Genomic DNA, 6,968 nt, shown 5'->3' on the forward strand with positions numbered 1-6,968 from the left:
CACCCCCTGGCGCGATGACCACCTGCCCGTCCTGATCGCCGCGAATACCCCCGAGATGACCGTGTACCTCGGCGGCCCCGAGACCGACGACGAGGTCCGGGCGCGACACGCGAAGTATCTGCGCCTCACCGCGGCGGGGGAAGCGTGGATGTTCGCGATCGAGCGGGAGGGCACCGCGATCGGAGGTATCGGCTTCTGGCCGAGCGACCTCGACGGCGCGCCGGTGTACGAAGCGGGCTGGCACGTGCTCCCGCCGTGGCAGGGCAACGGATACGCCGGGGCGGCGCTGCGGGCACTCGTCAAGATGGCCCCGACGATCGCGGCGCCGCGGTCGCTCATCGTCGCCTTCCCCTCGATCGAGAACGACGCTTCGAACGGTGTGTGCCGCGCTGCGGGGTTCACCGCCCTGGACGAACGCGACTCGGAGTACCGCGGAGTCCGCCTCCACGTACGCGTGTGGACACGACACTTCTGGGAGCCCCTGACAGCCGCACCGTCCGCACCCTAGGCTCGGCGCATGGCTCAGCTCGTGCTCACCGTCGTCGGCGACGACCGCCCCGGCATCGTCCAGTCCCTCGCACACACCGTCGCCGCCTATGGCGGCAACTGGCAGCGCAGCGAACTCGCCGAGCTCGCGGGCGCGTTCGCCGGGATCGTGCTCGTCGAGGTGGCCGATGACGCGGTCGACGCCCTCACGACGGCCCTGGCCGACCTTCCCGCACTGCGGGTGTCGGTGCACCTCACGACACACGCTCCCGACCCCGCCGGGTCGCGTCTCACCTTCACCGTGCTGGGCAACGATCGTCCCGGCATCGTGAACGACGTCACCCGCGCGCTCAGCGTGCGCGGCCTCACGATCGACGCGTTCACGAGTCGCGTGTTCGATGCGCCGATGGCCGGAGGGACGCTGTTCGAGGCGAGTATCGCCGCGCACGCGGCATCCGCTGCCGTCGCCGACGACGCGACGGCGGCGCTCGAGCAGCTCGCGGGGGAGATCCAGGTCGATCTCACATTCGACGCGTCATGACCGCGTCGGCGCAGATCGTCGAGGGCGTCCGAGCCGATCTGCGAGCGCGCGCCGACCCCGCTCGCGCCGCCGCCCAGCAGGCGTACATGAAATCGGCGATGCCGTTCCGCGGTGTGCCGGTGCCGGAGGTGCGACGACTCACCCGGCAGCGCGCGAAGGGTGTGACGGATGCCGCGACCCTGGGCGCGGCCGCCGAGGCACTGTGGAGCGGCGCCGAGGTGCGTGAGGAGCGCTACGCCGCCCTCGCGATCCTCGCCCTCAGGCCGCAACAGGACGACCCCTCCCTGCCGGGGACCATCGAGCGATATGTGCGCGAGGGGCAGTGGTGGGACCTCGTGGACGAGCTCGCCCACCGTGTCGCCGACCAGCTCGAGGTGCGACCGCGCGAGACGGCGCGCCTCGTGCGCGCCTGGGCCGGCGATGACGACATGTGGCTGCGACGCATCGCGATCATCTCGCAGCTCGGTCGCGGCACCGCACTCGACGAGACGCTGCTCGACGATGCGATCCGCCCCAACATCGCCGACACCGAGTTCTTCGTGCGCAAAGCGATCGGCTGGGCGCTGCGGGACCACGCGCGCGTCGCACCCGACTGGGTACGCGCATACGTCGAGGCGCATCCGCTCAGTCCGCTCAGTCGCCGCGAGGCCCTGAGGCACCTCTGAGGCGTCAGAACGCGAGCGGCACGGTCGCGAGGGCGACCACCAGCGGGGCCACGAGGCACCCGCGCAGCATGTAGGTGCGCCACGAGATCTGCACCTCGAGCGACCGCAGCCGGGCGTGCCAGAGCAGCGTCGCAAGGGAGGCCCAGGGCGTGATCAGCGGGCCGGCGTTCACCCCGACGAGCACCGCGCCCAGGCGCGCCGGTGTGTGAGCGACCTGCTCGAGCGCGAGGTAGGCGGGCAGGTTGTCGATGAGATTCGCGCCGACAAGGGCGGATGCCGCGACCCGCCAGAGTTCGAGCAGATCGTCGCCCGCTCCCGCCACCGCTCCGATGACGGCGGCGCCGCCGAGCGCCTCCAGCGCGCCGACGGCGAGGAACAGCCCGGCGGCGAACAGGACGAGCTGCCACGGGAGGAGAGAGGGGCGCAGCGCGGCGGGGGAGCGCACAGCGAACACGATCGTCAAGACCACAGCGGCTCCGAGGGCCGGGATCCACGGTGCGAGACCCGACACGAGGAGCGGCATCATGACCACGACGACGGCCGCGCTCACGATGAGCAGGGGGGCATCGTCGATTCGGGGGGCGACCGGCGTCTCGAACCGCCCGCGCAATTGACGGCGGTGGAACAGCAGCAGCGCCGCGACAGTGACGAGGATCGCGATGAGCGCGGGCGCCCACATGAGCGCGAGGAACTGCAGCGGGTCGCCGCCCGCGAGCCGGTCTGCGGCGAGCAGATTGGTGAGGTTCGAGACCGGCAGCGCCAGTGACGCCGTGTTGGCGAGCCACACGGTCGCGAACGCGAATGGCAGCGGCGACAGCCCCGCCCGCCGCGCGACGGCGACCACGACAGGCGTGAGCAGCACGGCGGTGGTGTCGAGGGAGAGGAAGGAGGTCGCGAGGATCGCCAGCAGCGCGACGCTGAACCACAGCCGCAGCGTGTGGCCGCGGCTGAGGCGCACGAGCAGGTGCCCCGCGGCGTCGAAGACGCCCGCGGCCGCGGCGAGCTCGGCGACGACCGTCACCGCCACGACGAACAGCAGGATGGGCCACACGCGGTCGCCGATGGCGAGGGCGTTCGCGGCGGGCAGCACGCCGATCGCCACGGCAATCGCCGACAGCAGGAGGAGCACGGCGCCGACGCCCGCGAGTTTCACGCTCCCATCCTGCTCCCCAACGAACCTGGGAACGGTAGGCTCGCGGCATGGACATCCGCCCTCGCCCGCTCACGACCGTCGTCGTGCGCGCGACGGCGACGCGAACGCTCGGCGCCTGAGCGGGCGGCGGCGCGCGTGCGCCCCGAAGCTGAGTAGCCTGGAACCGAGCGATCCTCTGGAGATTTCCCTGTGTCTGATGCCCTACCCGCTGTCGTCGAGTACCCCGCCGACGGCTTCGCCCTCTTCCCCGACCGATCCGTCGTGGCGCTGCGCGTCAACGGCGAGCTGAAGGACCTCGCGACGGTCGTGACCGCCGCAGACTCCGTAGAGCCGGTCACGATCGACAGCGCCGACGGCCTGGCGATCCTGCGACACTCGACCGCGCATGTGCTCGCCCAGGCGGTGCAGCGCATCAAGCCGCAGACGAACCTCGGCATCGGCCCGCCGATCACCGACGGCTTCTACTACGACTTCGGCACGGATGCGCCGTTCACCCCCGATGACGTGAAGGCCATCAAGAAGGAGATGGAGCGCATCGTCCGCGAGGGCCAGCGCTTCGTGCGCCGCGTGGTCAGCGACGACGAGGCGCGCGCCGAGCTCGCTGACGAACCGTTCAAGCTCGAACTGATCGGCCTCAAGGGCGGCACGAAGGAGGCCGCCGAGGGCGCCTCGGTCGAGGTCGGAGCCGGCGAGCTGACGATCTACGACAACGTCAACCGCGACGGCGAGACCGTCTGGAAAGACCTGTGCCGCGGACCTCACGTGCCCAACACCCGCACGATCGGCAACGGCTGGGACCTGCAGCGCATCGCGGGCGCCTATTGGCGCGGCAGCGAGAAGAACCCGCAGCTGCAGCGCATCTACGGCACCGCGTGGGCGACGAAGGACGAACTGCGCGCCTACCAGCAGCGCCTCGAGGAGGCCGCCAAGCGCGATCACCGCAAGCTCGGCAAGGAGCTCGACCTCTTCTCGTTCCCCGACGAGATCGGCTCGGGGCTGAGTGTCTGGCATCCGAAGGGCGGCATCGTCCGCGGGGAGATGGAGCAGCACGCCCGCCGTCGCCACGTCGCAGCCGGCTACACCTACGTGTACACCCCGCACATCTCGAAGGAAGACCTCTTCCTGACCTCGAACCACCTCGTGACCTACCGGGACGGCATGTTCCCGCCCATCACGATGGACGAGGAGCGCGACGCCGACGGCACCATCACCAAGGCCGGCCAGGAGTACTACCTGAAGCCGATGAACTGCCCGATGCACATCCTCATCTACAAGGAGCGCGGCCGCAGCTACCGCGACCTGCCGATGCGGCTCGCCGAGAACGGCACGGTCTACCGCAACGAACTCTCGGGCGCCCTCCACGGCCTCACGCGCGTCCGCGGCTTCACCCAGGACGACTCGCACCTGTTCGTGACCCCCGAGCAGCTCGAGGGTGAGGCGACGAAGGTGCTCGAGTTCGTCATCTCCATGCTGCGGGACTTCGGTCTCGACGACTTCGAGCTCGAACTGTCGATGCGCGACGACGAGAAGTCGAAGTGGATCGGGTCGGACGAGTTCTGGGAGTACTCCACGAACGCACTGCGCAATGTCGCCCTGGCGAGCGGACTGAAGCTCACTGAGGTGCCCGGCGAGGCGGCGTTCTACGGCCCGAAGATCGACCTGAAGACCCGTGACGCGATCGGGCGCACCTGGCAGCTGTCGACCGTGCAGGTCGACCCGAACCTGCCCGAGCGCTTCGAGCTGGAGTACACCGGCTCGGACGGCGAGCGTCACCGCCCCATCATGATCCACCGTGCACTGTTCGGCTCGATCGAGCGGTTCTTCGCGATCCTGCTCGAGCACTACGCCGGCGCGTTCCCGTTGTGGCTCTCCCCGGTGCAGGTCGTCGGCATCCCGGTCGCCGAGGAGTACGCGCCGTACCTCGACGAGATCGTCGGCCGCCTGCGTGAGGCGGGCGTGCGCGCGGAGGTCGACCACTCCGACGACCGCATGCAGAAGAAGATCCGCACGCACACCACCCAGAAGGTGCCGCTGCAGCTGATCGCGGGGGAGCTGGACCGCGCCGCGGGCACGGTCTCGTTCCGCTTCCGCGACGGGTCGCAGACCAACGGAGTCCCCGTCGACGATGCGATCGCCCTCGTCCTGCGCGCCATCGCGCAGCACACGCTCGTCGACACGGCGGATCAGCTCGTATGACCTCGTCGCACGCGGGCGGATCGGATGACGCGCTGGTCGCGGCATCCGATCTGCCCGGTGTGCCGGACGAGTTCCAGCGCCTGTGGACCCCGCACCGGATGGCGTACATCCAGGCAGGCCCCGAGCCGCTGAAGCACGACTGCCCGTTCTGCGCCGCGCCGTCGATGAGCGACGAGGACGCCCTGATCGTGCACCGGGGTGTGCACGCCTACGTGCTGCTGAACCTCTTCCCGTACAACTCAGGACACCTGCTGGTGTGCCCCTACCGCCATGTCGGTCTCTACGACGAGGCCACCGCAGAGGAGATCGACGAGATCTCCCGCCTGACGCAGACAGCGATGCGCACGCTGCGTGAGACCGCACGCTGCCACGGCTTCAACATCGGCATGAACCAGGGCGAGGTCGCCGGCGCGGGCGTCGCCGCCCACCTGCACCAGCACGTCGTGCCGCGCTGGGCGACCGACGCGAACTTCTTCCCGATCATCGCGAAGACGAAGGCCCTGCCGCAGCTGCTCGGCGAGGTGCGCCAGTCGCTCGCCGACGCCTGGCCGGCCTGACCGCGTCCTCTCTCTCTCTCTCGAGAGAGCGGACGCCGCGCCTCACCCGCCGCGGCAGACGGCGCGCAGCATCGCCATGAACGCCGCGGCCGCGCGCGACGGCGTCGTGTGCACGGCTGTGCCGAGGAAGAGCGTCCACGCGGGCAGGGGCGGGTCGAGCGGTCGCACCGCGAGGGCATCGCCCACGTCTCCGAGCCCTGCGACGAAGTCGGGGACGATCGCGACCCCCGCGCCCTTCGCGACGAGCACGGGGATCGCCGCGGCATCCGGTGCCTCCACGCCGATGTCGCGCCGCAGGCCCGCCCGGGCGAACACCTCGTCGATGAGGTCGCGGGTGCCGAACCCGCGCGGGGCGTCGATGAACGGCGACGCCGCGAGCTCGGGGAGGGTCGCGACATCCGCCCCCGAGGCGGCGCCGAGCGGGGACAACGCGACGAACGATGCCGAGGCGACCGGCTCGAGCCGCACCTCGTCGGGCGTCGCGCCGACGGGGGAGAGGAGGGCGAAGTCGACCTCGCCGTGATCGATCGCGCGCACCAGCTCGTGGGAGCCCGCGACCACGAGCCGCACGCTCACGTGCGGGTGGCGACCGCGGAACTCGGCGATCGCCGATGTGAGGTCGATGAGTCCGAGCACCGGCAGTGCGCCGATCGTCACGGTGCCGCGCAACCCGCGCCGCACCTCGTCGACTGCGGCCGCGGCCTGCGCGGCGTCGGCGAGGGTCTGTCGCGCGAGCGGCACCAGCGCGTGCCCGGCCGCGTTCAGCCGCACCCCGCGCGGGCCACGATCGAACAGCGGTGACCCGAGCTCGCGCTCCAACGAGCGGATCGCGCTCGAGACGCCGGACTGGACGACGTGCAGCCGCTCGGCCGCCGCACTGATGCTCTCGGCATCGGCGACCGCGAGGAAGTACTCCAACTGACGCAGCTGCACGCGTCCATCCTCTCGCCTCCGGCGATCAGTGGGCCGTCTGGCCGCCGTCGATCGTGTACACGCTGCCGTTGATGAACGGCGACGCGTCGGAGGCGAGGAAGAGCACGAGGTTCGCGATCTCCTCCGGCTCCGACACCCGTCCCTGGGGCGAGTACGACAGCACGGTCTCGCGCATGGCGGGGTCCGCGAGCCATCCGTCGATCATCGGCGTGCGCACGAGGCCCGGCGCGACCGCGTTCACCCGCACACCCTCGCGGGCGTAGTCGAGCGCCGCCGCGCGCGTCAGGCCGACGACGCCGTGCTTGGCCGCCGCATAGGGGGACATCCCCGGGTCGGCGATGACTCCGGCCACCGAGGCGATGTTGACGATCGAGCCGCCGCCCCGAGCGAGCAGCGCCGGGATCTCGTGACGGAGCGAGAAGAACACCCCGGAGAGG

Annotated in this window: 8 protein-coding genes; 5 read left to right on the plus strand and 3 right to left on the minus strand. The window is 70.9% G+C overall.

The window, feature by feature from the left end:
- From ASG00_RS14540 to ASG00_RS09385, 3 genes are all read left to right on the plus strand, one after another.
- The coding region (locus ASG00_RS14540; RefSeq protein ID WP_162238384.1) for a GNAT family N-acetyltransferase at nucleotides 1-508 on the plus strand (508 nt) is incomplete at its 5' end.
- A 9-nt stretch (nucleotides 509-517) separates the two neighbouring features.
- Nucleotides 518-1,027: a glycine cleavage system protein R gene (locus tag ASG00_RS09380; protein WP_056208906.1), complete on the plus strand. Its 510-nt coding sequence runs from the start codon at nucleotides 518-520 to the stop codon at nucleotides 1,025-1,027.
- Entirely contained in the window at nucleotides 1,024-1,692 is a 669-nt protein-coding gene (locus ASG00_RS09385) for a DNA alkylation repair protein (RefSeq protein WP_056208909.1), read from the plus strand. The genes ASG00_RS09380 and ASG00_RS09385 overlap by 4 nt, the downstream gene beginning before the upstream one ends.
- A gap of 4 nt (nucleotides 1,693-1,696) precedes the next feature.
- Here ASG00_RS09385 and ASG00_RS09390 read toward each other — a convergent pair whose 3' ends face one another.
- Nucleotides 1,697-2,845 carry an SLC13 family permease gene (locus tag ASG00_RS09390; protein ID WP_056208912.1) on the minus strand — a complete coding sequence of 383 codons (1,149 nt, stop codon included), beginning with the start codon at nucleotides 2,843-2,845 and terminating at the stop codon, nucleotides 1,697-1,699.
- 189 nt (nucleotides 2,846-3,034) lie between these two features.
- Between ASG00_RS09390 and thrS the strand changes: the two genes are divergently transcribed.
- Nucleotides 3,035-5,041 carry a threonine--tRNA ligase gene (gene thrS, locus ASG00_RS09395; RefSeq protein ID WP_056208916.1) on the plus strand — a complete coding sequence of 669 codons (2,007 nt, stop codon included), beginning with the start codon at nucleotides 3,035-3,037 and terminating at the stop codon, nucleotides 5,039-5,041.
- Complete coding sequence (locus ASG00_RS09400) at nucleotides 5,038-5,598, plus strand: HIT family protein (RefSeq protein WP_045248061.1); 561 nt, start codon at nucleotides 5,038-5,040, stop codon at nucleotides 5,596-5,598. Before thrS ends, ASG00_RS09400 begins: the two co-directional genes overlap by 4 nt.
- 42 nt (nucleotides 5,599-5,640) lie before the next feature.
- Here the strand turns inward: ASG00_RS09400 and ASG00_RS09405 are convergent, their stop codons facing one another.
- Both ASG00_RS09405 and ASG00_RS15815 read right to left on the minus strand, forming a co-directional pair.
- Nucleotides 5,641-6,531: a LysR family transcriptional regulator gene (locus ASG00_RS09405; protein ID WP_056208918.1), complete on the minus strand. Its 891-nt coding sequence runs from the start codon at nucleotides 6,529-6,531 to the stop codon at nucleotides 5,641-5,643.
- Between the two features lie 25 nt (nucleotides 6,532-6,556).
- Nucleotides 6,557-6,968: SDR family NAD(P)-dependent oxidoreductase (locus ASG00_RS15815; protein WP_200930899.1), on the minus strand; the 412-nt coding region annotated here is incomplete at its 5' end.

The sequence above is a fragment of the Microbacterium sp. Leaf351 genome (genome assembly GCF_001423825.1).
In the GTDB taxonomy this organism is placed as follows: domain Bacteria; phylum Actinomycetota; class Actinomycetes; order Actinomycetales; family Microbacteriaceae; genus Microbacterium; species Microbacterium ginsengisoli.